Source organism: Streptomyces sp. NPDC056948, assembly GCF_042674225.1.
Taxonomy (GTDB): Bacteria; Actinomycetota; Actinomycetes; order Streptomycetales; family Streptomycetaceae; genus Streptomyces; species Streptomyces purpurascens.
Map to the genome: position 1 here is coordinate 1 of NZ_JBHUQX010000826.1, position 1,128 is coordinate 1,128.

The 1,128-nt window shown below is 76.9% G+C and carries 1 protein-coding gene and 1 pseudogene; one reads left to right on the top strand and one right to left on the bottom strand.

Annotated features, from left to right (window positions below; genetic code table 11):
* Positions 1-212 precede the first annotated feature (212 nt).
* A complete protein-coding gene (locus tag ACFTZL_RS45050; RefSeq protein WP_382596480.1) occupies positions 213-815 on the bottom strand; it encodes a hypothetical protein in 603 nt (200 codons plus the stop codon).
* Positions 816-933: 118 nt separating this feature from the next.
* On the opposite strand from ACFTZL_RS45050, the pseudogene ACFTZL_RS45055 reads away from it, so the two are divergent.
* A pseudogene (locus ACFTZL_RS45055) lies at positions 934-1,128 on the top strand (exo-alpha-sialidase); the annotation flags it as partial.

Below are 1,128 nucleotides of genomic sequence, written 5' to 3' on the forward strand. Positions count from 1 at the left end.
GCTGCGCGTGCCGCCCACGGACGCCGTGCGTTCCGGCCGGCGCCGGCCGCACGACACACCGGCTCGGCGCCGGACCCCGGGGCGGCGCCCGGCGATGCCCTCCGCGCCAGGTCGGCGGACGGCGCGGCGCGGCCGACCCGGGCCGGCACGACCGACCGCGCGCGTCGCGCCCGAGACGACACCCCCCGCGGCGGGCCCTCCCGAGCCCGGACTCACCAGCGCGCGGGCGGCGGGGCCGTCAGATGCTCCGCCAGTCTCGAGACCCTGTCCCGGAAGCGGCGGCGGCCCCGTGGGGTCGGGAGGGCGTTCTCCCCGGCCGCCGCGCTGACCAGGTGCTGCACCGTGTCCAGGTCCAGTTCCGAGCCGGCGGGGACGGCCAGGGACTCATGGGCCATCGCCGGCAGTTCCCCCGCGCCGGAGCCGAGGGCCAGGACCGTCGCCCCGGCGCGCCGGGCGTCGGACACCCGTTCAAGGAGTGGCGCGGCGGGTCCCTCGGGGGACACCACCAGCAGCGTCTCGCCCCGCCGGGCCGCCTCCAGCCGCCCCAGACCGACCGCGAGATGCGCCGGGTCGCAGGGCCGCGCGTCGTGCCGTACCAGCGTCGGGGCCAGTTCCGGCGTGCCCGACCACGCGGCCTCGTCCACCAGGTGCGCGGCCAGATGCCACGGCTCGTACTCCGGCGTGCCGACGAGCAGCAGCCCGCCCCCGTGCGACACCACCGAACCCCGCAGCGCCCCGGCGAACCTCCGCGTGGCGCCCAGCCACTCGGTCCCGGCGAGCACTTCCCGCAGCAGTGCGACCCGTACGGCATCCATGCGACCGCATCCTGCCCCGACCGGTCACTCGTGATGTGGAATTCACCACGAATTCGCCCGGCTTGGGCACATGGACCGGTCACCCGTGCCGCTGTCGAACGACCGGAGGAGCCCGCCGATGACCGAGACCAGCGTCCCCTTCCGCGCCGGCGGCGAGGGATACGCGAGCTTCCGGATCCCCGCCGTCGTCGCCACCGGCACCGGCACCCTGCTCGCCTTCTGCGAGGGCCGGGTCGGCTCCCGGGACGACTTCGGGAACATCGACGTCGTCCTCAAACGCTCCACGGACGGCGGCCGCACCTGGGGCCCGCTC

Coding starts and splice junctions, on each gene's coding strand:
- ACFTZL_RS45050 (WP_382596480.1), bottom strand. CDS start 815: ATGGATGCCGTACGGGTCGCACTGCTGCGGGAAGTGCTCGCCGGGACC.